We start from the raw sequence: 23,774 nt of genomic DNA on the forward strand, positions 1-23,774 counted from the left end.
TATAGGTGCATGCGACACGCACAGAACGGCAGCGAGAGATCAAAAATCTTTGCTTTCGGAGATCTCAGCGAGGGCTTGGGCAACCTGGTGGCGCCAGGGAACGGGGATCGAATTCAGATCCGCATAGAGCCCGGTCAGCACTCGCGATCCTTCCGGACGCTCTGCGATCAACCTCAAAATCGTGGCGGCATCTTCAGCACGAGCTGCAGCTAGTGCTATGTCGCTAGCTCGCCAATCGGAGCGCATGAACGCCCGGATGAGATCCTTCCTGGCGGTCCTGCATCGATCCCAGTCCGAAAAGAAGAAGATGCTGAAGAGGTCCGGCTCCTGCTCGCCTTTCCTCAGGCGATGGTAGACGGCAGGAAAAGCGACGGCGATAAGAGGGGACGCTGGAGCGCGGCGCTGTTCCAGCAGAAAAGGCAGAAGCAGAGAAGAGGCGCGCTCGAACGCATCCCCGCCCTCCGCCGCTGAATCCCACAACAAGGTCGCAGCATCTTCCGCAGCAGCCAAGGGGATGTCCAGGTGGTGGCGTCCAATGAGTGCCCAAGCAAGCTGTTCGACGGCACCCAGAAGCTGCCGACGGGCTGCGGGACCTGCTCGATTGAAGGCGCTGAGGTTGGCTGCAACGACCTCGCCCGGCACGTCCAACGCCAGAGCGGCCCGGATGGCGGTCACGCCGTTTAGCCTGTCGCCCTCGACCTGAAGCAATTGCTCCACATTGGACCCAGGTACGAGCCTCGTATGATGCCGCAACGCCACCGCGAGAGCTCGAGTCGCAAGGGAGTGCGTTCGATCGTCCGCAAGGTAAGGAAGGATTTCCAGCGTTGCCCGGACCAAAAGCTCTGCTGGCACCTGTTGGCTCTCGATCGTACGCAGGATCAGCGCATGGTTGTCTGCAGGGTCGCGCATCAGGAGGTCGATGATGTCGCCGTGCAGATTCGCGATCATTTCGCTGAACTGAGCATCGGTCGCGGACCCTAGCAACTTTCGCAGGATGTCGAGCCTGCCCTCCTCGGGCAGAAGTGGCGTTCGCAAGACCCACTCGAGATCGTCGTGGCATGGACGGATGAGAGTGCGTAGGAGCGAATCGCGGCCCAAGGTTGGCGTGAGCGTCACACATAGCTCGCGCAGTGCTGGAACAGAGCCGATCGCTCGGGCGCGTTCGACGAGCAGCATCCGCAGCCTGTCTGAAGACAGCCCGTTGGCTTCGTGCAACAGCCTAGTCTCGTTCATCAGAAGCTCTTCGTCGAAGTCCAAGAAGAGCTCACGGGCTGCAGCCCCATGCATATCATCCACCAGCAGACGCAGGAGCCTGCGACGCGCCTCATCACGGATCTCTTGTGTCGCACTGGAGCATGCCTGCGCCAATTTTTCCAGGAGCCTGGCGTCCCTGTCCACAGCGGTGGCAGCAAAACTTGGGCTCAGCAAGACGAGTTGAAGGAACGTCGGATCATCGAGTTCGGCTGCGGCCGAAGCGATGGTGTGATCGAATCTCTGGGAAACGCCATCTCCCACCGCGCCGAGGAGAAGGTCTCGTCCTCGTGCAGTAGCGAGCATTTCTGCACTTGCAACCGCATCGAGCGGTGCGCGACGGGCCAGATCAACTGCGCTGCCTCGGATCGCTTTGGCGACGGAGAGCTTCAGCCGCACCTGCGTCAGCTTGTCCGTCAGCGCGAGTAGGAATCGCCATGCTTCGCTTGGTGGCAACGTCATCGCGGCCCGCTGCGCTGCGCTGCCCAATTGCGGCGCCAGTCGATGAACCACATCCAAGTTGGGCACGGCCCGGCTGTTGACGATGTCCAGCAGACCCAGCGCTGCGTTTGGCGATGAATCTATACGCTCATGTAGTTCATTAAAGAGTAGCGAGATGCGCAGTTGCGCCTCAGTGCCTCCCTGCGACGAAAGCTCGCCAAGCAGATCATCACGTAGAAGGGATGGGTGGTCACTTAGAAAGACCCTGTCGATGATTTCTGGCGTCCAGCGATGGCGCGCGGAGCCGGGCTTTTTCGCGTCGATCCGCCTGCCCGCCCAGTCGCCGCTGAAACGGGATCTAGCATCGATCGGCGAGAACACCAGATCAAAGCTGCGGTCGCCGAGGTTACGCGGCGAAAGAGCAAAGGTCGAGGCTGCGAAGGAGCGCCGAAACGACGGCCAGAAGGCCGTTACCAAGCGGATCAGCGTCGCCTCCGAATCAGTGGCGTCAAATACGACGATGGGCTTGCGCTCTTCCAGAAAGAGCGCCTCGACCAATTCGACATTTTGAGCCGCATCGACGTACGGCAGGGGTCTTTGAGAAATCTTTGGCGCCTGGATGGACTGGGCCTGCTTAAGAGGGCCCTCTAACGTCAATAGCCCAAGGATGTCCATTAGCTCGATGCCCTGCTCCCAGCGCCGCATCGGCACCAATAGGCTGCGAGTGCGCACGCAGCCCGCGCGCGGCGCATCGGAATCCTGCCATGTACGAGCCAGCACATAGTGTGACATCGATGGCAGCGGGTACAGCGAAAGATACGGACTGAAACGCTCACCGGGACGCAGCGGTCCCGCGACATCCGAAAGGCGATCGACCAAATCCTGGTCGACCTTAGCCAGCTTCACGGACCCTGACAGGAGCTGATGCCCCTGCCGGTACCCGTGCAGTTGCTGGTAAAAAATCATGAGAGGGCGCCGCCAATGGCCCATGCCACCGGCGCGGTGACATCCGGCTCCTGGTGCCACCCGCCATCGCGCTCATGCACTACCCAACCGCAATCGGCCAAGGCCTTGGTCTGGAAGTCAAGGCGGAAACTTTCGTCTGAGAGATCACCCCCAACGATCGATACGCCGTAGATTTTGATATCCAAGTTGTCGACATCACTCAGCGCGCCGCCAAACAGTGGAAACTCTCTGATTAGATATTCCATGGGACCTTGTGATCGCCTCGTCGCGTCCAGCCGGTCCCAGGCCGAGACGACCACGGATAACCTTGGTGCAGAGCCGTCGGGGCGGCGTGCCAGCCTCGCCTGCATCAATTCCAGCAATTCGCAAAGGACCACTTGTGTGGGGATTTCTGTCTCCTGCTCACCGTTGCCGACGTTCGTGAGCAGATCTCGCGCGGTCACCCAGTCTAGCGGCTGAACGTTCAGGTTCGAATGAACGCGCACAAACAGCATCGCGCCATGGGCGTTCTCGATTGCCTCCTGCCAGTCAACGGAGAGTTCCGATTTTTTGACCGCGTCCTGCCAGATCTCGCCCGTAAAGTCCGGCACGATCAGTTCCGTAGGTTCAGCTCCTTCGGTTCTCAGCGGCACGCAAAAATCCTGACGCGCCTGGTTGCGATCGGTACGGGCGACGAACGCCCCTTGCAGCAGGTGCTCGCAGAGCGTCTCAACGTAGGTGATGTCATTGGGCATGCCGGCACGCTGCAGCAGGCCTTTGCCGGCTTGGAGCGCGGCCCAGAGCCTGCCGACATAGTTGCTCTTGCCGGAGTCGGGGCAGCCCACGAGGACAATCGACTGCTGACTCATGGTTCACTCCGGAATCTGAGGAAGGCCCTGGCGGATGAACCCGGCGCGCTCTCTGGCCATGGATCCGGTCTAGACGGCACCTGATTGAGGGTGGTCGCGATCAATTCGTGCATACCGCAGCCGGGTTGAATGTCAGGGACGATCGAGAAAGAGGCGATCTCACAGAGTTCGATTGTGAAGTCGAAGCGAGCGCCGCATTCCTGAATTTCCGACAGCGCTAGCGGCGGGAAGGCTCCTTCGTCGCGCCAACTCGCCACCAAGATGATTCTCGGGCGACGGGGACAAAGCAGTGATGCCAGTCGTTCGATCAGAAGCTTGGCCCGATGTGCGCTCAGCCTCCGAGTTCTTTCGCTCTGGAAGCTGCGTCCATCGACCAGCAGCCAGATGGTGTCTGCGGCTGAAAGAAAGCTCAGGCGATCCGCATCATTGCTGTCGATCAGGCTCTTGGACCATTCGCCGGGAAGATCCGGCAGGAGCAGGTCAAACTTGCGCCCGTCGTCCGAGCGGCGCAGTCTCAGGTGCAGGAAGCCGGCCTGACGGTCGTTTAACATTTCCGTGTGCGACGTCATCTGGGCTGGAGCGTTGCCCTCATTCCATCGGCGTGCACCGCGAGAAATCTCTTCGAGCGCCATGAGCGTTTTGCTGCGCAGATAGCTGAACCCCTTAAGCGCCCGATGTGAGAGCAGCAGATACAGGCTCGCTATGCAGGCCGTCTTACCTGCGTCCGGTAGGCCGACGATGCCGACAAGGCTCACATAGCGAGTTGCCATGAGGGCATTAGCTTCGGCAAGCCCCAACGTATTGCTCCGCGGCAAGCTCGACCGGTCCTCCGGTGAATCAAGGACGGCTTCCCCCACCGATGCAGCTGTCCCTGGCAACGCGTCGATCGGCTCAACATTTTCCCGATGTCGTTCGTCTTCAGCGGCCGGTGAATTCGTGGCCAGTGCCGTCTCGAGTTCCGCGGTTAGCTTTGAGGTAACGTGGTGAGGACAATCCGTGACGTTAGGATAGCTGCGCAAGCAAACACCCGTCTGCGAAATTGTGCAGTCCTTCAGCTCGCAGACGCGCTCGCTCATAGTTTCGGCTCGCTCTGGAGAAGACGATGGATTGCGCCCTCTAGCAGAGCACGAGCGGCCCATTCTGATGGCGCCAACCTCTCTGCAGAGAACTGATGGCTCGCAGTTCCTTCGCAAACCGCGTGGATCAGGGGGAGAACCGCCTCGGAATCCTTAATGGGCGTACCGAGGCCCTCGGCCATCCGAACGCGCCGATCGCCGAGCAGGTCGATCACTTCTCCCAGCGACACCCGCTCGGTACCAGAGACCTTGCGAAGTACGACGTCGCGATGGGCCCTTGCGGGAAGCCTCCGCAGCTTGGCGGCCGCATCCAGCCCGCAAACGACAGCCCGAGCCGCGTCAGGCAGGCCCGACAGCGCCTCGTCAAGCAGGTCGCTGCGCTCGCTTAGCAGCCACCACATAAAGTCGAGCTCCTCACGATCAAGCGCCGCGTTATCCCGCAAAGCGTTGACCATCGGCCCCACAGCGCGGGCGAACGCAGCGTTCACCTTGGAGCCGTTCGGAGAGTTCTGGTCGATGGCAACCGCACCGATCTCCGGCACAGGTCGACGCTGTCGGGTCAGTTCAGCGACCTTGGAGACCCGTACCTGGCTTGCGGCCAGAAGGTCTTGCCGGAGTTCCTCGAGCTTCACTTCTGGCAAGGGCTGTTGAAACCACAGCGCCGACCACAAGCCACCAGCAAGTGCGTCTGGGCACTTCCAGCCGGCGCTCTCAACTTCCGAACTGACCAGTGACAAGGCCCCCACGCAAGTTACGACCTTGATTTGCAGGTCGCCAAGTTCGTCGGTTCTCACGAAGGAAGGCGCATGCTGGCGAATATGACTTGCAACTTCGTTCGCCAATGCATCGGGCAAAGCGCCTCCGGCCAAAGACTCTGCCAAGGCGGACGCAATCCGAACGGCCTGACTGCAAGGCTGCGTTGCTAACCAGGTTGTTACCTGCGAAGTTGCCTTGTTCCGCTTTTCGACCCAATCGTCGTCGCTGCCCGTCTGAAATATGCGAGCGTAGTCGGCGATCGTCTTCATTGCTGTGTCTCCTCGTTGATGCTGGCCAAAGCCTCATGGATCAAGGCGCTAAGCTCGGAAAAGCGTCCCTGGCGCACGACGATGTTAAACAGGCGGCTTTCCGCTCCGTGGTTCAAGTGGCCGCTGAAATCGCCAGGCACCACGCCGAGCACCGCTAGCAACTGAAGGCGGGCGCCATCGCTCAAGTCCCGGAAAAAGCGCATATACAGATCCCGGTATGCCGCCTCATCCACCTGGACGTCTTGAGCCGGGTCCTCCTCTGCGGGAATGTCAATCTTCACCGCCGCCGGTTCCGCTGCGGCGACGGGCACAGCGCCGGGGGGGGGCGCGGCCCTAGCACTACGCTGGAAATTTGGCGAGCCCAATACCACCCGGCCCTTCAGACGTGTGTCATCCTGCTCGAATCTCTTCATGTCGTCGCGCCATCGCCGTGGATGGATCGTGACCGCCAAGGCGTCCTCCCCTTCGTCCCAGTCGAACTCAATGATGTTGTACGCGTAGGTGTAGGTGTTATCGACCTCGTCAGGCGTGGTCGCCCCTGCAGCAATGAGCATCAAGTCGCGGCCAACTTCGACGTTCTCAACACTCATGTTGGCCAGATGCTCATGACCGGAGACAAACACGCGCGCGCGGCTGCGTAGGAACTTCTTGGTCTCCGCGCCGTCGGCATACCATTCCAAAGGGTGGTGAGCGAGTACCACGAGTTCCTCCCCGGAGGCCTCCTGAAAGATGCGTTGGCGCGCGCCGAGCAGGAGCTTGCCCTTTTCCTCGACATCCTTGGTGCAAATGAGCGCCGAGTTCAGACGGACGATTCGGATGTGGCGTCCAGGACCAATTTCCACGAGGCGATCGGCACTGCTGCTGCCGGTGCAATCGAGCGGACACTGGTATGAGTCCGCGAAGCGGCGATACTCCATAAATCGCAGGTAGAGCACCTCTCGATCAGCTTCCTCCTCCAGGAGGGCATCCAGCCTGCTCTCTCCTTCCGAGTGGATCGCGGCGAGCATGAGCGCGGTTCCACCCCTGATCTGTTTCCGATCGATATCGTGGTTGCCCGGCACCATCTGGATGTCGGAAGGTTTGCAACCCACCCTGTCCGCCAATTCGTCGAGCCAACGACCAGCGGTCACATACTCCTCGCGCTGCCCAGCGTAGGCAATGTCACCGGTCACGATGATGCCCGACGCTTTCGCATTCGGAAGCGATGCGACAACGGCGGCAGAGTCAGCAATGAGCTGCCTCCTTGCATCGTCGTTAGTAAAACGCCAACCGCCTTTTTCCTGCCCAAAGTGAATGTCGGAAAGATGCACGAAGACAGCTGTCATTGACTTATGGTTCTCCACCGTTGTATGCGGATGTTACATGCATGCCCATCCTTGGAGCTACACCGGTGGTGAGCAGAAATGCACTGGCTGTGCTTACGCGCTACGGCAAGGCTCGCACCGACGCGCCGGGGTGATCCAATTTCTCAAACGTGGCCGCGCTCGCAGGAAAAGCTTTCCCCATCTGCCGCGCCCGCTTGACCTCATCGGTATGGAGGTAGACCGAGTTGGTCGCCACTGACGCGTGCCGCAGGTTGTCTCGTCCCGTCGTCAGCTCGACGCCACGCTCCAGCGCAGGCCGTGTCGACGAGATGCAGGCCGTGGCCAACGCCTTGAGCTTGCTCGCCCGTGATGGCATGGAACACCGCTCAGATGCAGGCGGTGCTCGATCGGTGGGCCAATCGGCGTCAAATCGTCCCAGCCGAGCTGATCGGGCGGGTTGCGCCCACGCGACTGGAAGGCATCAATCTTCGCGGAGTGTTTCGGTTTCCCATCGAGCGCTATGCCGACTAGCTCCTACCGTCACAAACTGCAGCGAAAAAGAGCGCCAGAGCTTGAAATCGACCACAGATCGGGCCGTCCCGAAGGCAATTGGGGGTAACAGAATCTCAAGGTGGGACAAGGACTTAGGAGTGACGACTCGTGGAAAGCGGCATTCTTGACGGTGCCCTACCGTCACTCAGCGCACTGAAAACGAGTCGACCCCAAGTTCGAGCTCATATTGCTTCGAGACCATGGACGAGCACCAGGCCTGGGCCCGCGCGTATTTCGGCCTGAGCGACCTGAATGAGGAGCGCAGTTCCATCGCCTGCGTGCCCGCCGCGGCGCCAAGAACGCCATCATCGGCGTGGCCGCCTCGATGCTCACCGCCGCCTGGCACATGCCGCGCGACGGCACCGAGTGGCGACCTGGGAGCTGCCCACTTCGACCGCGCCGACGCTCACAAAACCGCCAACCGTCTCGTCCGAAGACTTCAGCAGATCGGTTACGCCGTGCAGCTCACACCGGCTTTAAAGGGGGCAGTTTCATCCTAGGCAGGAGTTCCCAAGGCAGGCCCACCACGAGCGCATCGAACTGCGCCTGTGAGCACCGCCAAGACGATCTACGATTTTGTCAGCGCTGAAATTGTCGGCCTTGCTTGCTTAATGATCGCACTGTATGGACCGTCTTTCGTCCTGCCTTGAAGCAATCTTGCTCGTCAAGCCTTCTGGCAGAAACCATATAATTCCTGAGGTTTTCGTGAATGATGAATGTAACGCATAATGCTGGGCATGGAAGAGCGAACCTCCCTCCCGGACATCAGCACCCTCATGCAGGTCGTGGACGTAAAGCGCCGCACCGCCATGCGGAAGCTGTCCCACGCCCGGGACATGATGCGTCATGCAGAGGGGCTGGAACGCGAGGCCATGGCCGAGATGCAGGAGGTCGAGGCGTTCCAGCGCCTGATGAAGTCTGTTCCGACGACGCGGGACGAAATGCGTTCACTCGAAGCGGAGGCGCGGGAGAACAACCGTTGGGTGCATACGCTTGACGGAACGTCACGCCTTATCAATGCGAGCGGGAAAGTTGTGTTTGAGCGACGCGAATCTGGTCCAGGTTTGTTCCGCACCCAACGCGATCAAGTCGGGGCCGCGTGCTTTCAGATTCTGTCGGACGGCTCGTGGAAGACGACCGAAGAGCTCCTCGATGAACTGCATAAGCGCGGCGTCCAGCTGACGGCCGAGAACAAGCTTCAGCGGCTCTCACAGATTCTGAGTCTGAATTCAAACTTCAAGAATCAGCGTGGCCGAGGCTGGGCACTGGATATTTCGCCAGCTCGCGAATCGTCGGAGAAAAAGGAAACTGAAAATGAACCGGACCCACTGCGAATGCGAGCGCGGCAGTTGGCTCGGGATGATGGGAATAGAGCGCGATGAATACCGCTGAAGGTGGGTCGCAGGGGGTCTCTCACCACCCCCTGCTTCCCGATGTGCAACTTGCCTGCGAGGGCGAACTTTTGGAGGTCCCGATGCCGCTAGCGACGGCGGTGCGGAGCCAGGTTCCTGAAACGAACCAGTGGCGACCAGCACCACTTACCACATTACGGAAGAACCACCACGGGCGTTGCAACCCGTGGTCATCATAGGCGCCACGGAGAAACATTGCCAGCCATGCGGATGCTGGATGCCGAATCCGTGGCGCATTCGAAACATCGCCGCCACAACGACTTTAGGCGGCATCTGAAAGTTCAAGATGACCAAATCTCTCAAGCCGGGAACCCCGGCACCGGCCTCCGGCCAATACAAGAACCGCGCCCTCGGAACCGAGGTGACTGGCGTGCAGGGTAAGCCCTTGCCGCCGACGCCCAGGTCTGGACAGGGCTATGTGTTGGTCGACAGGACCAAGCACAAGAAATGAAGTCGTGAGACTTGGACGCCGGCACAATACCTGCCGGCGTTTTTATTGATCAGCACGCTCTTCCAAGCCTTTGAGCACCGGCATCGCCCGCGCATGGCTGTACGAGTGGCGCATCCTGATTCCGGGATACCGCAGGCTCGCCGACTGGGCGCGCGAAGGCTTCGTCGCCGCCAAATCGAAGATGCTGGCGGCGGTCCGCACAGCGGCCGGCCTGTTCCTTGCGGCTGGCCTCAGTGCGAAGCGGAGACTTCTTGTTTTCGGTGCAGAAAATGACGGTTCGCGTTTCTAGTGGAAAAGTTGCTTCTGACCGGCGAGTGCCGGAGCTTAGAGCTCGGGAAAGGCCTCTTGGTTCAGGCCACGCGTGAGGCGGCGAATTCGTGCCCAGGCCTGCGCAAGATCTTTTTCCTGGCAGGCGTCTAGAATGGCGCGGCACCCGGCCTCCTGGGCTGCAAACAGGTCATGGCGCTTGCGTTCAATGACCAGAGGCTCCAAGACTTCCCAGGGCGGAAGGCACAGCGACTCTCGGCGCGGCAGCGCTGCCGCCATCACCAGACCCTGTGGATCGAAGTCGAATAGCGCTAGCACCGGTCGAGTGTCCGCCTTGACCAGTTGAGCTGCGCAATCCACTCGAAACCAGCTCGGCGCGCCTCGAAAAGTCGCCAAAGCACTTCGCCCCTTGAGGTACTCAGACATCCAGGCGTACCGGTGCATGCGGCGCATCGGCTCCAGGTTTTCACACACCACAAGCACTTCGTAGGGCAGCGCCAGGGCGTCTTGCCAGTGCATCGCCAGGAAACTTCCGGGCGGGTTCGAAATGCCCGGCAGGCCCAGCGGCACCACCGCGACCAGACCATCGGTCACAGCCGCGGCCGATAACTTCTCGGATGCAGCATCCCGAGCGTCCGCTCGCGCACCGCCGGCGACAGGTGCCTCGAGCGAGAAGCCTGCGTTTCGCAGCTTGGTCTCGGCCTTGACGAAGTCTGACGGTCCGTAGTGGACGGCCATCCCTCGAAGGCGCCCGAGGTCCTGCGTGGCCGCCATTTCGCGCGCGATGGCCGAGCGCAGTTGCGCCGAGCGATTGGCGACCAGCCCGCGAAGGAAGTTGTACTGCGTGGGCGTCATTGCGCAGTAGACGTCAGGGCCGGAGCGGAAGCATCGGCTCGAGCGGCCGCTCCCAAATGGCGTCCAAGGGTACGGCCAAACAGTGCAATCGCCTCTGACGTTGGCGCCACCAGCGCATCGCAGAACGAGTGCCGGAATCGCTCGCCAGGCGCTGGCGCCTCTGTCACCAGGACCACCCGGAACTTGTAGGTGCGCAGAGCGGATGCGGTGAACGAGAGCCACAGATTGGCATCCATGGTGCGGGCGGCATCATCGCTGGCGCGCCACTCCAACACCGACAGTGGCGCTGCACGGTATGCGAGGCCGGCACGGGCGATGGCTGCGCGTGCCAGGCGCGCGAGCGCAACCATGGCGGGCATGTCGAGGCCTTCCTCGTGCGGCTGCTTGGGCGCCATGCGCTTCAGGCGCGGAGCATTCTCGTTCGGCTCGGGCGCCGCGGCCGGCAACGCCGGCAGCAAGCGCACCTCATCGCGCATCAGATCGATCATGGCGCGGTCGTCGTCCTGCGGGTCCATGTGGAACTGCACGGGTGGCAACGACGGGCCAATGAACGGCTTTGACAACAGCAGCGGCGCGATCTCTTCGCCCAGCATCGGATTCTCGGGGCCGCGCCACGCAGGGTTCTGACGCAGCAGCATCGCCGTTCGCGCCAGCAGCACGTTCTTGCGCTCGATCTCGCGCATGCTGAAGAGCTCGCGGCGGATCTGGCTCTGAAACTGCGACAGCGTCTGGGTCCACCTCGGAAGCTGGCTTTGCAACGTGTTGCGCAGCATCGCGGCCACGGCCTGCATGCCTCGCTCGCGTGCCTCGCCTTCCACCTTCTCCACCGCTCGCGTCAGGCGCGCCAGATCATTGCTCATGCCCTCGCTCTGGCGCTGGTAGTAGCGGTTCTGGCTGCTCTTGGCCGCCAGGGATGCCACGTTCCCAAAGCGAGTGCTCAGCAACAGCCCCAGTAATCGCAGGTTGCGCTCCACCATGTCCGCAATGTCAAAGGCGTCCTGCTCGATCTGTGCTGCAGCTTCGTCGGCCTGCCGGTGATCGCCTGCCAAGCGCAGGTCGTCCAACTCGTTCCACACCATGGGGATGTGCTCCACCAGTTGCCCGATGCCCGTGAGGCTTTGATAGGCGGGATGGATCTGCAGGACGTCGTTGGCGAACTCGCGAAGCCTGCTGTGCAGGCGGTAGCCGCGCTCGCCGGCGGGCCGCAGTACCTGGAACTCGCGCAGTGAACGCACCGCCGGATCCGCGTGCGCTTCCGGCTGATCGACGCCCACGAGCTCGCGAAGCGCCACCTCCACCACCTCGACATGCCGGCTGAGCGCGGCGAAAACCGGCTTGAGCGGGGAGCTACGGTCGGCGCCGCTCATTCCTGGTCCTCGGCAAGGCGCATCTGCTCGTGATCGACCACGGAGGCGTCGCTGATCAGCTCCGTGTTCTCCGCGATCACGGCCAGGACCGCGTAGAGAAATTCGATCTTGCCGGTGAGCTTGAAGCCGCGGCTGTCCGTCGGTATCGGTACCGCGTAGCGCTCCTTGACCAGGTACTCGAGCATCTTGGAAACACGATCGTTGGCGCGTGCATCGAGGCGCAGCCCTGGAAGGTTCAACTCCATGACCTGCTGCTCCAGGGCTGGCGCCAAGCGTACCCGCTCGGCCAGCTCCGACTCCCACAGCGTCAGGCCAGGCTGCAGGTGCGCATCCTGGCCCTGGGCTTGGCGGATGGCCTCTAGCACCGGAACGATGGGCGAGAGAATCGAGCGCACATTGCGCAGCGAATCGCGCACCGCCGATCGAGCCTCGGCGTCGGGAATCTCCGGCGCCAGGAAGAAGGCGCCCTCCTCGCTCAGGCGCACCAGGCGCAGACCGAGCTGCCCCACCCAGGCCTCGACGGTGTCCAGGTGCTCCTGCTCGCACAGCAGGTCATAGCTCAGAGGATGAGCCACCGGGCAGATGAACTCCCCCGCCAGAAGGGACTTGAGGGTGCTGGCCAGCCTGGTCATTGCAGTGCCTCTGCGGCGGCCGTCGTGATGCGTGGATCGAGATTGGCAATCGGCTCGGCGTGTGCCCTGGAAATCGATCCGTCGTCCTCGAAGAGGTGTGAGCTGGCGAACAAGGCGCCCAGGGCCGGATCGATGCTGGGTGCCGCACACACGGCCGAGACGTTCTGCTGTGACAACACATCCAAGCACTGCAGCATGTTCGAGGGGCTCACCCGCCCCACCTCGTCCAGCACCCAGGTCAGGCCCGCCGGCGAGCGCGGACCGCGCACGATGCCCACGAAGCCCAGCAGGAACATCATGGTGATCAGCAGGGTAAGGCCCGTGGAAGACAGGCCCTGCATCGAGCGGTCGTTGTCGATCTTGATGAGCCGGCCCATCTCGGTGAGCTGGAAGCTCAGGCGAACGTGCTCATCCAGGTTCACCTGCAAGGAGCCGGTATCCGGCAAATGGTCGCGGAAAGCGCGCACCAGGGCAATCTCCTCGTCCGAGGGAAGCTTCGGGTTGGAAGCGAGAGCGGTCCGGTGGCTGCTCAGGCGTGACTGGCTCACGTCACGCATGTCGCGAAGCGCCTTGAGCGCGGGGCTGGAGGTCGCCGACGAGGAGATCGTGATCTGCAGGTCGTTGAACCGCTTGAACCCAGAGGCCTGCACCAGCGAGCGCTGGAACTGCCCATTGAGCTCGTTCACGCGCGACTCGAAGTTGGCGATGTGGTTCACGAACGACTCGGCCGCAGCGAAGTACCCATCCATCTCGTGGCGCAAGGCAATGTGGTACTCGCGGTGCGTCAGGGGCTCGAACCATTCGCAGACAGCACGTGCCCACTCGACTGCCCGCTCATGGGGCAGGAATGCCTCGGCCTGTCCCTGCTCCTCGAGTTGCTGCAGCCGCGCATCGCGGTCCGCCTGGCGCGAGTCCAGCCAGTGGGCGATCGGACTGGAACGCTCGCGCATGCGAGAGCAAAGCTCTCGCGTGACGCTTTCCAGGCGCTGAGTCGATCCCACCAGACTCGACAGGAGCGTCTGGGCCGCGCCGTTGATGTCGACGTACAGGCCCTCGCCAACATAGACGGGGCCGGCGTGCCGAAACACGCCGAGTTGCTTGTCCCTGAGCCTGCGAAGGCTTTCCAGCTCCTCCTGATCCGAAATGCGCGCAGAGCGCATCTTGGCCTCGGCGCTGGTGAGTTCGGCGCGCTTGCTCAGGACCTGTGTTTCGTGTTTGCCCAGGTCTTGGCCCGCCTGATCGGAGCGCTTGCGCAATTCGAATTCGCGCTCTTCGCGCTCAGGCTTTAGGGGCAAGAGATCGCGCTCGAAAGTCTTCCAGGCCAGAACGTGGTGGGCATTGCTGGCGATGGCCTGGAGCTTGGCCTCCAGCTGGCCCAGGCGATCTCGCAGTGCTTTGACCTTCACGGGGTCCACGCCCAGTCCGGCCAAGGTCCGGTCGTGCGCGTCTTGGGCGCTCGCGCGTTGGTCGACGGCAGACGCTTCCGCGGCCCTGGCCTCTTCGGTCAGTCGAGCCAGTGTCGTGTCTCGTTCGAACTTCAGCGCAGTGACTCGCTCCTCGAACTGACGCATCAGCGAGGCGCGGCGCACGCGCTCATCGCGAGCCAGGGCGGCACTCTCGTCGGCGAGCATCTTGAGCTTTGCGCGCAAGGAGACGGCCGCCTGGGTGTGCTCCTGGCGAACGCGCAAGCGCTCAACTTCGACGTGCTTCCTGGCTCTCTCAAGCGCAGCGAAAGCCTCATCCCGGTTCTCCTTGGCGCGCTTGGCCTCATGCTCGGCCGTGCGTTGGTCGCGCCGGGCCGAATCGAGCTCCGACTGAGCCCTTTTGGCTGCGGCGAGTGCGACGTCATGGTCCTCACGCGCGCGCGCCAACTGCGCGGCTGCCTGGGCGAGTTGCGCCCGGGCGCCGTCCTGAGTTGCCCAATGAGGCAGATCGATGGCGCCGACGTTCAGCTCCAGCGGTCCAATATTGATGACCTCGGCCTGCTCGTCACCTTGGGCGGGCGAGCGCGCGAACTCGTCGAAGCGAGGGGCCAAGTCGCCGCGCAGCAGGTGCTGGGGATCCAGGACCTTGGCGGTAGTGGTCCAAAGCTCTGGCGGCCGTTCGCGCAGCACCGCCATCACGCTTCCGGCTGGCGGGTTCAACTGCGTCTTGAGCAACTCGCGGAATTCATCGGCGCGCGCGAGCTCGCCCTCGGCCTGGCTCAGCGCCTGAAGAGAGCTCGCCTGCTGGGCCTCACCCGATTTGATCGCGTAGTTGGCGCGCTGGAGCAGCACCTCTCGATCGGCAAGAGCGGCATTGACTTGCGAGAGCGCCGTCTCAGCCTGAGCCTGGTTGTCCTGCGCCGCCTGCGGGGCTTGCGCAACTCGCGAGAGCGTCTCTTCCTGGCCAACGCTGGCCTGATGCGCGGCAATCTGCTCGGCGATCTGCGCCATGCGCGGGGCCTGCGGCTGGTTCTCGAGCTCCTCCAGGACGCCCTTGCGCTCCTGTTCGACCGTTTCAGCCTGGGCGTCGTGTTTGGTGCCTGCGGCCTCCCGCTGCTCCTGCAGCTGTTCCTTGCGCACTTGCAGCCCTGTCGCTATCGCGTTCAGCGTATTCTGAAGCGCCCGCTGTGCATCTTTGGCGAGTTCAGTCAGGCTTGCGAGCTCCGAACTGGTCGCCTGCTTATCGTGGGCGTACTGGCTCTGATGTTCGGCCTCCTTGACCATCGCATGCACGTCGATGGAATGAAAATGGGTCTCGCGGCTTACGATCTCTTCGAGAGCCGTTTGGGCCGATGCCAGCTGTGACTTGGCGTGGCCCAGCGCGATGGACAGGCGCTCATGGGTGTCCTTACTGTCGCGCTCGAAGTTCTCGATCTCGCGCGAGATCGTGCCGATTTCCTGATCGAGATGGTTGACTGACGCCGCGCGCTGATCGATGCTCTTCTCGGAGGCCACGCGCAGGGCACCCAGGTCCAGCGCGATCTGTCCGACTTTGAGGATCTGCTCGTCGATCTGCTTTTTGCGGGTGGTGTCGTTGAGCACATCCTGCGCGTGCTTGACGTTGGCCAGCCAGCTTTCGACGTCGGCGCGATCCTTGCGCAGCTGCCGCGTGCTCGAGCCGCGCGCACCCTCGAAACCGACATCCGACAGCCGGTCGAGCACCAGATTCTGCAAGTCCCGAAACGACAGCTTCTCCGAAGTCATGGCCACGGCGATCAGATCCAGCCCATACAGGCTCGAAGGCCCCAAAGAGTGCCGCGCTGCCCATGGGCGCAGGCTGCGCGCTTCCTTGGTGTGTCGGTGTTCGTAGAGGATGACGCTGCGGTACTCATGCAGCTCAAAGCGCGGCGACACGTCCACGCCCATCGCCTCCACGCGATCCTTGAAGCGATCGCGATCGACGAACTCATCGTTCTCGTCAACGAAGTAGCTCTCCTTGTAGCCCCCGTCGATGATTACGAACTCCGGGCGCTCGACGCCGGGTTTGGCGAAAAGAACGGCCAGGCGCAGTTCATCTTCGCTCTCGCGCTCGTACTCATAGGCCACGGCGCTGCTCGGTCCCGGCAGCGTGTAGCCGATCAGGTTGTGCTTTTGCGTGCCTCGCAAGATCCGCTCTGGCGTAGCCCCGTAGAACAGCGGGATCAGCCGCATGAAGCTGGACTTACCCACGCCGTTCTCGCCAACGGCCATCGTGTGTTCGCGCAGGTCGAGCATCGAGATCTGCTGCGACGCGGAATTCGTGGCTGCGTTGCGGATGTTGACGGCAATGACTCTTCTCAGTCGATGAGGCATGTGGTTTTGATTCGTGCGGGCCGGCTCTGCCGGCGCGGTTTCTGGAGAATGCGGCTACCTAAGTGGATCGCGGTGGATATCGTAGGCCCGCGCGGCATCACGAGGACCGGTGACGTCAGGAGCCGGCCGCGCGCCTTTGCTGCACGGTGCCAGTTTCCCACTGGGTGCGAGGAAAGACTCTTGGCGTACTCCCGGGTGTTGCGCAGAGTGCACGGCGTGGCCGTCCGGGTTTGGGGCTTGGTCGGCTCGCCTGCCCTGCACACGGTGATGTTGCCGTGGCTTGCGCATCGCCAGCATCACGTCGCGCAGCCACAGGCCGGCCGATGGGGCAGCTCGCAAACCGCTCGCTTGACAGGCGCACGCACGCAACGACGATTAGTAAACCTTTCGCATTAGGCCACCGCCGGCGCCCGCGCAAGGCGATGCGGTCCAGGTCGATGGCCCGTCCGACGACGGCATCCGCTTCCCCAAGAAGGGTCATGGTTTCGCAAGCATGGTTCCAGGCCGTGTGGGTTGCTGTTGACTATCCCCCGGTGCGTCGTGCCATCCTTAGCGGGTCCGGCGCAGTTCACTTGGTCTCGCGGCGACCCGTCCTGGGAGCATCCAGGCGTCGCACTACAATGCAACGCAAGGCGGCCGCCGTACTTGTACGCGAGTAGAAACAGCCTCCCCTTCAACGTCATCACTCTCCCTTCTAGGCCTCGTCGTCGGGGACTTAAACGCGTGCATCCGACCCGATCCGGCGAGGTGAACCGAAGGAAGATGCATGACTTTGAAAGAACTCGCGCACGCTGCGCATCGGTATCTCCAAGCCCAAGCCGGCTGCGATCTGCGCCGCAGCCACGTATACGAGCTATTGGCCGCAGCGCTCGGCTACAACAGCTGGGCGGCCTTTCACTCCGATTCGCTACTGGCAGACGCCGGCGTTGGCGCGATCCCCGAAGGCGCGCTGCCGCGCATCTTTGGCCGGGCCCGCCAACTGGAATACGCACAGCCTGCCGCAGTACTCATGGCCCGAGCCCTTGTCGAGCAGGCTAACCAGTGGCAGCTCGGTGCCGTCCGCTGGCGCGATCTGGATCTACTGCTGCGGCCGACGCGGGTGGGGAAAGGAGTGGAAGACGATGACGATGACTGGGGCACTGAGCCCGGCCCGCCAGTCATCGCAACCACTTTCCTGACGCAGGAGCGCCTCCTGACTTCCCCCTTGTTGCTCGACAGCCTGGCGCGCGCTACAGCGCACGAAGCCCGCGCGCACCACGTGCTCGCCGCGCTTCATCGCTGTGCCAAACCCAACCCCTATCTCTACGAGGAATCACGCAAGGGCCGGGTGCTCACCACTTCCGAACAACGCTGGGTCGATGAATATTTGCGCCTGGAGCCCCGCTACCGAAGCTACGAGCAGCATCTGAAGGCCGCGGCGGAAGGCGGCGTTCGCGCTGCCGCGCTCGAGTACGGGCTGGTCTTTGAACGACCGGAATTCATCACGCTGGCCGAACGCCTGGAGGGCGACGTAGATGCCTTCCAGATGGCGCGTTCCGCCACGACGCCTCAGGCGCGTAGCCTCTGGCTGCGCAAGGCGGCCGAGGCGGGCTCGTGGCCGGCCTTGGAGCAACTGGCTGACGAGGGGGACAGCTGGGCAGAAGAGCGTGTGGCCGTCCGAGCGGATGCCTACTGGCTGCGGTCAGCGGCGCAACGTGCGCTCGGGTATGACGACGTCTTTCGCGCCTGGACTTGGCAGTACGTGGCGCTTGCGCGCGGCGACGACCTCACTCGCTCGACACTGGCGGCGCGGCACGCAGAAGGCGCGCATGCCGGGCAGTTCTACGACAGCGATTTCGGCGGTCCCCTGTACGTCGACGGGAACGAGGGCCTGGTGTTGCCCGAGTTGAGCCGCGCGGAACACAAGGCCGCAAAGGCCAAGGCCAGGGACATCCTCCGCCTGTGATGGTCTGACGGGTCGCCGCGGGAGCCAGCAAATGTGGAAAGTAACTCGTTGATTTTATTGCGATTTTCTCCACCTGACGGATTCAGGTGTGATACGGCGCTTCAATGGGCAGCAGCGCGCCCAGCCTGGATCTGGCGCCGCACGGGGATTGCCGACGATCCACGCGCGGCTTCGTCTGCTGCTGCGCACCGGGGCGCCTGAATCCGCCCGACTAGATTGAGTGATAGGCCGGCGCGTTGGCGGCCGGATGTGCCTCAGCATGCTCGTACGCGCGGATGACGCTGCGCAGACGCTCGCATTCACGCTCGAGTGATGCGACCCAGGCGCGGGCGTGCTGCGCCTCGTTGACGGCCTGCGCGTGCAGGGTGGACAACCCCCAGTGACTCTCGAACCAAAGCGCCAAGTACACGGCGCGCGGTGCATTGCCGCTCGCCGCATAGCGCTGCAGAGTGCGCAGACTCACCCCCAGGTGCTGGGCGATGCGCCGGGGCGGCTCGATCTGGTCGGCGAGCAAGAACGACAGTGGTGGCACTCGCGCGGCCGATGGCGAGAGGAATGGCATGGGGAACCTCCTGCGGGCCAGCGACTTCGCCGACCTCAAAGGGAGTGTCTTTTGAAGGGGTGCGCGCCGTGCCCTGCCCGCTTTCGTGGCGGGACCAGCGATTTAACATAACAAGGCTTGTCGCTTAGCCGCATCCACCACGCCATCCCCGAACAGGGCCGATGGCTGAGGGCAGTGGTCATGGGGTTCTTCGGATACCACGCGGTGCCGACGAATGCCCGGGCGCTCGGCGCGTTCCGCCACTATGTCAGTGATCTCTGGCGACGAACCATCTCCCATCAATGGCCGCGCTCACGTCCTCGAGCAGCGCGCAGGCCACTCCCCCCGACAATTCGCTGCGCGTGCACGCCGCCGGATTGCGCCTATCCTTTCACTCCTGAAGCGGAACGCAATCATTTGGAGACAAGCGATGGCACAAAACGAACTCTACCGTCAGAAGCGAACCAGCGCCGCAGACGCGGTTCGGCACGTTCGCAACGGTGACACCGTCATCGTCCCCACCGGCGCCGGCGAGCCGCCGACCCTCCTCACGGCGCTGTCCGAACAGCGCCGCAGCTTCCGGGATGTCAAAGTCTCCCAGATTCTGGCCGTTCGCAAGTACGACTACATCGACCCGGAAACCGTCGAGTGTGTCCGCCACGTGGCGCTCTTCTATGGCAGCGCCACGCGCGCAGGAGGCCAGGCCGGCTGGATCGATTTCATTCCAAACTATTTCAGCGAGATCCCGGCCCAGATCGAGCGCGGTCAGATCGGCGCCGAGGTGGTGTTCAGCCTCGCCTCGCCGATGGATGACGAGGGGTATTTCTCGCTGAGCATCGGCACCGACTACACCATGGCCGCCGTGGCCAAGGCCCGCGCCGTGGTGCTGGAAGTCAATCCGAACGTGCCGTATGCCTTCGGCAACTGCCGCGTCCACATCTCGCAGGTCGCGGCGCTGATCGAAAGCGAAGAGCCGGTGCTCGAAGTCGGCCTGCCCACCATCGGCCCGGTTCAGGAAGCCATCGGTAAGCATGTGGCCGACCTGATTGAGGACGGCTCCACCCTCCAGATCGGCTATGGCGGTATTCCCGATGCAGTGGTGATGCAGCTCACCAACAAGCGCGACCTCGGCATCCACACCGAGATGATCGGCGACGGCATCCTGTCGCTGGTGGAAAGCGGCACCGTCACCAGCCGCCGCAAGAACTACCTGCCGGGCAAGATCATCGCGACCTTCGCACTCGGCTCGCAGAAGCTTTATCGCTTCATGCACCGCAACCCCGCGCTGGAAATGCACCCGGTCAACTTCACCAACGACCCGATGCTGGCCGGTCAGAACGACAAGCTGGTGTCGATCAATGCGACGCTGCAGGTCGACCTGCTGGGCCAATGCGGTTCGGAAAGCCTCGGCAGCTCGCCCTACTCGGGCACCGGCGGCCAGGCCGATTTCGTGCGCGCCGCCAACCGCTCGCGCGGCGGCAAGTCCTTCATTGCGCTGCCTGCCACCGCGAAGAACGGCACGCTCTCGCGCATTGCGCCCGTGCTCTCGCCCGGCACACATGTGACGACCAGCAAGAATGACGTCAATTACGTGGTGACTGAGTTCGGCGTGGCGCAGCTGCGCGGAAAATCAGGGAAGCAACGCGCGCAAGAGCTCATCGGCATTGCCCACCCGGCGTTCCGAGAGGAGCTCAGGAGCCAGGCGAAGGCGATGCATCTGATCTGATCACCGTCTCCACTCAAGGGGCGTTTGCTACGCGGCTGTTCACCAACCCTGCAGGGGTCATTTCCTTCCTGATGCCCGACGGCCGCGGCAGATTCATTCCTTCAGGACGATCCTGCCGTCTTCGATGAGGCGCCCCATCTTCTCGTACTCGGCGGCCAGGAATGCGGCATACGCCTTCGAGGTGCCGCCGACGCGCTCCACCGCCACAGCCAGCATCTTCTCGCGGACCCGGTGGTCGGCCAGCACCTCATTGGTCGCCCGGTTCAGCTTGTCGATGACCGGCCCCGGCGTACCCGCCGGCACGTTCAGCCCCACGAAGGTGTACGCCTCGTAGTCCGGGTAGCCCTCCTCGGCCACCGTCGGCACACCCGCAAGCGAGGGCGAGCGGCGCTTGCCGGTTACGGCGATCGGCTTGATCTTGCCGGCCCGGATCAGCGGCTCGGCCACCGCGATCGAGCCGAACGCCAGATCGACGTGACCCGCCATGAGGTCGGTGAACGCCGGGTTCTCGCCCTTGTAAGGCACGTGATTCAAGCGGATGCCCGCCAGCTTTTGGAAGTATTCGCCCGCCAGGTGTTGCGGACCGCCTTGCCCCGTGGTCCCATAGCTGATCTGGCCCGGCTTGCTCCGCGCCAGCTGTACCAGCTCGGGCACCGTGTTCGCCGCGAGCGTGGTGCGCGCCACCAGCACGTTGGGTACGTTGTGAACATGGATCACGGGCATGAGGTCCTTGCGCGGATCGAAACCTTGCTTCGTCAGGTGCGGCTGTATCACCTGCGGGCCGGTGGTGCAGAAGCAGACGGTGTAGCCGTCGGGTGCTGATTTAGCGACATGGTCGGTCCCTATCGAGCCGGCTGCTCCGGCCTTGTTCTCGACGATCACGACCTGGTCCAGCACCCTGCCGAGTTCCTGCCCCACGAGCCGGCCCAGCACGTCCGTCGCTCCGCCTGCGGGAAAGGGCACCACCAGGTGTATCGACCTGGCCCGGGGGTAGTCCTGCGCGCGCGACGAAATGGAGAACCCGAGCGCCAAAGCGACCATGAGCAGGGAGCTCAGAGCACGAAACAGCGTTGCAGAGAACATGGCCATCACCCGGTATTCATGATTCTGGCGCCGGTACTTCGTGGGGTCACTGGGGTCTTCACTCCTCGACCGGCGCGAAATCGCTCTTCGTCGCGCCGCAATCCGGGCAGCACCAGTCATCCGGCACGTCGGCCCACGCGGTGCCGGGCGCGATGTCGTGGTCGGGGTCGCCGAGAGCCTCGTCGTAGACATGCGCGCAGAAGAAGCACTGCCATTTCTTCGTGTTCACCGCGCGCGCACCTCCCAGATCAGCGGCAGCTCGAACAGCGTGGCGTTGACGCCGGCGCGCACGCCGCACTCCCTGCCCGGCTCGATCCGGAAGTCGGGAATGCGCTTCAGCCATTCCTCGAGGAAGATCTTTATCTCGGTACGTGCCAGCAGTGAGCCCGGGCAACGATGCGCGCCGTTGCCGAAGGTCGAATGGATCGGCGTGCGGCGCTGGAAGTTCACCGCCATCGGATCGTCGAACTGGCGATCGTCCACGCCGTGCAGCGTCGTCGGCATCACGACCATGTCGCCGGCCTTCATCTCGACGCCCTTGTACTGCATGTCCTCGCGCACCATGCGGCCTTGATTGACGACCGGGAAGCGGCGCAGCAGTTCCTCCACCGCCGCCGGGATGCGATCCGGGTGTTCGATGAGCTCCCTGCGGTGCGCCGGGCTGGTGGCCAGGAAGCGCGCCGCGAAGCCCATTGCCGAGGCCACGGTGTCCAGGCCGCCGATCAACACCAGCGCCACCATGGGGATCACCTCCTCGTCGGTGATCGGCCGCCCGTCGACCTGCGCCTTGGTCAGCTGGCTGATCGCGTCCGGGCCGGGGTTCGCCCGCCGCTCCTTCACCTTCTGCGCGGCATAGCCGAAGATGTTCATGTAGCTCTGCTCGCGCTCGGCTTCACCGCTCGGGCGCACCTGCTGATCGGCCCAGGCCAGCAGTTTTTCGCGGTCTTCGACCGGCAGGTCGACCATGCGCATGAATATGCCGATGGGCAGGTGCTGGGCGAACTCGCCGACGAACTCGCAGCGACCGCGCGGATAGAAGCCCTCGATCAGCTCGATCGCCTGCTCGCGCGCGCGCCCCGCGAGGGCCGACACCGCCTTCGGCGACAGCAGCGGGGACAGCAGCGTGCGGTACTTCGTGTGCTCCGGCGGATCGAGAAAGATCGGAGGCATCCTGTGCGTGTTGCGCTCGGCGGGCACCACGAGCTTCTGCGAGGTGAAGCGCTGCGCATCCTTGAAGATCTCGTAGATATCCTCCCCGCGCGTCGCAACCCAGTGCCCGCCATTCTTCGGCGTCCAGAAGATGTCGGGAATGCCGGGATCGTGCAGGCGCTTCAGCGCGGCGTGATAGTCGCCATCGGCGACCTCGACGTTGTACAGGTCGAACTCGTGCACCAGCGCGGCGGGCACGTGCGGCGGGATTCGGTCGGCAACGGAATGACTCATGTCGGGGACCTCTTGGGCGAAGTGCGGGCCTTGCGGCTCGTGGGGCGGGATGCGCGTGCCGGGCCGGCGATCGCCAGCAGCCCGCGCAGGTAGAGCAGGAACATGTCGCCGGCGTAGGCGGGGTTGCCGCGCTGCGCGCCGTGGCCGCTCTGCAGCGCCAACGAAGCGCCGAAGGACAGGGCCGCCGCGGCGAGCGCTTCGGGCGCAGCCGGCGGCTCCTTGCCGGCCTTCTCGAACATGGCCGCGAAAACGCGTGCGACGTGCCGGTGGTGGGCGGTGATGAAGGCGTGATAGTGGACGGCGAAGCCCGGATTGCGCTCGGCATGCAAGGTCAGCTCGATCCACAGCAAACCACTGTCGCCGTCCCGTCGGGAACGTCGGAAGCGCGCCAGGAACCCTTGCAGCACGGCCTCCGCGTCCTGCGCCTCGGCGACCACCCTGCCCCACTCGGTGGCTTCGCGTTCGAGCCATTCGCTCATCAGCTCGAGCAGCATGTCTTCCTTGGTGGTGTAGTTCGCATAGAAGGCACCCCGGCTCAGGCCCGCGGCCTGACTGATGCCATCTACAGACGCCGCACCGACGCCCTGGTCGGCGAACGCCCTGGTGGCGGATCTGCGCAGGCGGGCCTTAGTGACCTCGCGCTTCTCTTCACGGCTCAACGCTTGCATGAATGTCTCCTTCAAATACAGTTATGTATTCTAATTTTCGCTCGATGTTCTGATATTGGTACACACCCTAGGCAAGGTGTTTCATTCGTCACGCTTCTTGACGTTCTTGCGTCGGACGTTCAGAATTGCGCACTATGTTCACATA

General features: G+C 63.1%; 19 protein-coding genes and 2 pseudogenes. 6 read left to right on the forward strand and 15 right to left on the reverse strand.

The genetic code is table 11. The features are described 5' to 3' along the window. Positions 1–39 precede the first annotated feature (39 nt). The 6 genes and pseudogenes from BLS74_RS05000 to BLS74_RS35010 form a co-directional block, all read right to left on the reverse strand. Positions 40–2,658, reverse strand: coding sequence for a GAP1-N1 domain-containing protein (locus tag BLS74_RS05000; RefSeq protein ID WP_212733629.1), 2,619 nt, complete (start codon positions 2,656–2,658; stop codon positions 40–42). After that, a complete protein-coding gene (locus tag BLS74_RS05005; RefSeq protein ID WP_093103450.1) occupies positions 2,655–3,506 on the reverse strand; it encodes a TRAFAC clade GTPase domain-containing protein in 852 nt (283 codons plus the stop codon). Before BLS74_RS05005 ends, BLS74_RS05000 begins: the two co-directional genes overlap by 4 nt. Beyond that, positions 3,503–4,582, reverse strand: coding sequence for a TRAFAC clade GTPase domain-containing protein (locus tag BLS74_RS05010; RefSeq protein WP_212733630.1), 1,080 nt, complete (start codon positions 4,580–4,582; stop codon positions 3,503–3,505). Before BLS74_RS05010 ends, BLS74_RS05005 begins: the two co-directional genes overlap by 4 nt. Further along, entirely contained in the window at positions 4,579–5,607 is a 1,029-nt protein-coding gene (locus BLS74_RS05015; protein ID WP_093103452.1) for a GTPase-associated system all-helical protein GASH, read from the reverse strand. Before BLS74_RS05015 ends, BLS74_RS05010 begins: the two co-directional genes overlap by 4 nt. Continuing rightward, the gene (locus tag BLS74_RS05020; RefSeq protein ID WP_093103453.1) at positions 5,604–6,932 is read right to left on the reverse strand and encodes a metallophosphoesterase; all 1,329 of its coding nucleotides are present in this window, start codon (positions 6,930–6,932) and stop codon (positions 5,604–5,606) included. Before BLS74_RS05020 ends, BLS74_RS05015 begins: the two co-directional genes overlap by 4 nt. Positions 6,933–7,032: 100 nt before the next feature. Then, a pseudogene (locus tag BLS74_RS35010) lies at positions 7,033–7,224 on the reverse strand (hypothetical protein); the annotation flags it as partial. A gap of 77 nt (positions 7,225–7,301) precedes the next feature. On the opposite strand from BLS74_RS35010, the gene BLS74_RS05030 reads away from it, so the two are divergent. The 4 genes and pseudogenes from BLS74_RS05030 (at position 7,302) to BLS74_RS05045 (ending at position 9,615) form a co-directional block, all read left to right on the forward strand. Then, positions 7,302–7,442, forward strand: a complete 141-nt coding sequence (locus tag BLS74_RS05030; RefSeq protein WP_244503760.1) for a hypothetical protein — start codon at positions 7,302–7,304, stop codon at positions 7,440–7,442. 280 nt (positions 7,443–7,722) lie between these two features. Then, positions 7,723–7,963 (forward strand): annotated as a pseudogene (locus BLS74_RS05035) (IS110 family transposase); the annotation flags it as partial. A gap of 237 nt (positions 7,964–8,200) precedes the next feature. Further along, positions 8,201–8,845 (forward strand): hypothetical protein, encoded by a 645-nt coding sequence (locus tag BLS74_RS05040; protein ID WP_139191630.1) that lies wholly within the window; start codon positions 8,201–8,203, stop codon positions 8,843–8,845. A 551-nt stretch (positions 8,846–9,396) separates the two neighbouring features. Next, entirely contained in the window at positions 9,397–9,615 is a 219-nt protein-coding gene (locus BLS74_RS05045) for a hypothetical protein (RefSeq protein WP_093103457.1), read from the forward strand. Positions 9,616–9,650: 35 nt separating this feature from the next. On the opposite strand, the gene BLS74_RS05050 is transcribed toward BLS74_RS05045, so the two are convergent. The 4 genes from BLS74_RS05050 to BLS74_RS05065 are packed head-to-tail and all read right to left on the reverse strand — an operon-like array spanning position 9,651 to position 16,223. After that, positions 9,651–10,448 (reverse strand): DUF7281 domain-containing protein, encoded by a 798-nt coding sequence (locus BLS74_RS05050; protein ID WP_093103458.1) that lies wholly within the window; start codon positions 10,446–10,448, stop codon positions 9,651–9,653. Further along, on the reverse strand, positions 10,445–11,815 hold the full coding sequence (locus BLS74_RS05055; protein ID WP_093103460.1) for a hypothetical protein: 1,371 nt from the start codon (positions 11,813–11,815) through the stop codon (positions 10,445–10,447). The genes BLS74_RS05050 and BLS74_RS05055 overlap by 4 nt, the downstream gene beginning before the upstream one ends. Beyond that, entirely contained in the window at positions 11,812–12,447 is a 636-nt protein-coding gene (locus tag BLS74_RS05060; protein ID WP_093103461.1) for a condensin complex protein MksE, read from the reverse strand. Before BLS74_RS05060 ends, BLS74_RS05055 begins: the two co-directional genes overlap by 4 nt. Beyond that, on the reverse strand, positions 12,444–16,223 hold the full coding sequence (locus tag BLS74_RS05065) for an ATP-binding protein (RefSeq protein WP_093103463.1): 3,780 nt from the start codon (positions 16,221–16,223) through the stop codon (positions 12,444–12,446). Before BLS74_RS05065 ends, BLS74_RS05060 begins: the two co-directional genes overlap by 4 nt. A gap of 766 nt (positions 16,224–16,989) precedes the next feature. On the opposite strand from BLS74_RS05065, the gene BLS74_RS05070 reads away from it, so the two are divergent. Next, entirely contained in the window at positions 16,990–18,168 is a 1,179-nt protein-coding gene (locus BLS74_RS05070; RefSeq protein WP_093103464.1) for a hypothetical protein, read from the forward strand. A 211-nt stretch (positions 18,169–18,379) separates the two neighbouring features. Here BLS74_RS05070 and BLS74_RS05075 read toward each other — a convergent pair whose 3' ends face one another. Further along, positions 18,380–18,730 (reverse strand): hypothetical protein, encoded by a 351-nt coding sequence (locus BLS74_RS05075; RefSeq protein WP_093103466.1) that lies wholly within the window; start codon positions 18,728–18,730, stop codon positions 18,380–18,382. 409 nt (positions 18,731–19,139) lie between these two features. On the opposite strand from BLS74_RS05075, the gene BLS74_RS05080 reads away from it, so the two are divergent. Next, positions 19,140–20,435 carry an acetyl-CoA hydrolase/transferase family protein gene (locus BLS74_RS05080; RefSeq protein WP_093103467.1) on the forward strand — a complete coding sequence of 432 codons (1,296 nt, stop codon included), beginning with the start codon at positions 19,140–19,142 and terminating at the stop codon, positions 20,433–20,435. A 93-nt stretch (positions 20,436–20,528) separates the two neighbouring features. Here the strand turns inward: BLS74_RS05080 and BLS74_RS05085 are convergent, their stop codons facing one another. Genes BLS74_RS05085 through BLS74_RS05100 form a run of 4 tightly spaced genes read right to left on the reverse strand, consistent with a single transcriptional unit; the run spans position 20,529 to position 23,629 of the window. Beyond that, positions 20,529–21,524, reverse strand: coding sequence for a Bug family tripartite tricarboxylate transporter substrate binding protein (locus tag BLS74_RS05085; protein ID WP_170855499.1), 996 nt, complete (start codon positions 21,522–21,524; stop codon positions 20,529–20,531). A 52-nt stretch (positions 21,525–21,576) separates the two neighbouring features. Further along, complete coding sequence (locus BLS74_RS35015) at positions 21,577–21,747, reverse strand: rubredoxin (RefSeq protein ID WP_244503761.1); 171 nt, start codon at positions 21,745–21,747, stop codon at positions 21,577–21,579. After that, entirely contained in the window at positions 21,744–22,961 is a 1,218-nt protein-coding gene (locus BLS74_RS05095) for a cytochrome P450 (protein WP_139191631.1), read from the reverse strand. The genes BLS74_RS35015 and BLS74_RS05095 overlap by 4 nt, the downstream gene beginning before the upstream one ends. After that, positions 22,958–23,629, reverse strand: a complete 672-nt coding sequence (locus BLS74_RS05100; RefSeq protein ID WP_093103472.1) for a TetR/AcrR family transcriptional regulator — start codon at positions 23,627–23,629, stop codon at positions 22,958–22,960. Before BLS74_RS05100 ends, BLS74_RS05095 begins: the two co-directional genes overlap by 4 nt. Between the last annotated feature and the right edge of the window lie 145 nt (positions 23,630–23,774).

The organism is Variovorax sp. CF079 (assembly GCF_900101545.1).
Classification (GTDB): domain Bacteria; phylum Pseudomonadota; class Gammaproteobacteria; order Burkholderiales; family Burkholderiaceae_C; genus Variovorax.